The sequence below is a fragment of the Plebeiibacterium sediminum genome (assembly GCF_026013605.1).
GTDB lineage: Bacteria > Bacteroidota > Bacteroidia > Bacteroidales > Marinilabiliaceae > Saccharicrinis > Saccharicrinis sediminus.
Window position 1 is genome coordinate 1 of sequence record NZ_JAPDPJ010000306.1, and the last position, 486, is coordinate 486.

The 486-nt window shown below is 33.7% G+C and carries 1 protein-coding gene; it reads left to right on the top strand.

Going from position 1 to position 486, the window contains the following annotated elements; all coding sequences use genetic code 11:
* Nucleotides 1–456, top strand: a 456-nt coding sequence (locus tag OM075_RS25575; protein ID WP_301193388.1) for an IS3 family transposase, incomplete at its 5' end; no start/stop codon positions are given.
* Nucleotides 457–486 lie beyond the last annotated feature (30 nt).

Sequence of the window (486 nt, forward strand, 5' to 3'; positions counted from 1 at the left end):
AAGCAAGGTTGGCTTTATCTGACTATTGTTATGGACTTATTTGATCGTAAGATTATAGGATGGGCTTTAAGTGATAATATGACTGCAAAGGATACTGTAGTAGCGGCTTGGAAAATGGCATTGATAAATCGCCCATTAACCAAACAGCTAATATTTCATTCTGACAGGGGTGTACAATATGCTTCAAATGAGTTTAGAAGACTTTTATCTGGTATTGCTGTTACGCAAAGCATGAGTCGCAAAGGTAATTGCTGGGATAATGCTGTAGCAGAAAGCTTCTTTAAAATTCTTAAATCTGAACTAATATATCATCGATTATACTTGAATCACTGGTATGCTAGAAATGAGATTTTTGAGTTTATTGAGATATGGTATAATCGAAAAAGAAGACATTCTTATTTAAACTATCAAACACCTGATGAGTATGGAAAGGTGGTTATCAGAAATGTGGCTTAACTTTTTGTCTAGTTTTTTATTGCAATTCCA